Below are 269 nucleotides of genomic sequence, written 5' to 3' on the forward strand. Positions count from 1 at the left end.
GGTCGTTGAAGACGAGCCGCCAGTACTTCATTAAGAGAACAAAGTGGCGGCGCCGCCGTTGTTCAAATAAATCACCCATGTTGCTCATCCCTTGCTAAGTTCAAGTAGACCTCATCCAGGGTCTGCCCGCCTGCCGTTAGTTCCGCGAGGGTCCCCTGGGTTTTCACCTTCCCGTCGGCCAAGAGGACGAAGCGGTCACAGTAACGCTGGGCGGTATCCAAGACGTGGGTCGACATCAAAATACCGACGCCCTGCTCTTTTTTCTCCTG

General features: G+C 55.4%; 1 pseudogene. It reads right to left on the reverse strand.

Features of this window, described 5'->3' with window-relative positions:
• Positions 1–71 precede the first annotated feature (71 nt).
• A pseudogene (locus L9G74_RS20720) lies at positions 72–269 on the reverse strand (ABC transporter ATP-binding protein); the annotation flags it as partial.

The organism is Shewanella electrica (assembly GCF_022321485.1).
Lineage (GTDB): Bacteria > Pseudomonadota > Gammaproteobacteria > Enterobacterales > Shewanellaceae > Shewanella > Shewanella electrica.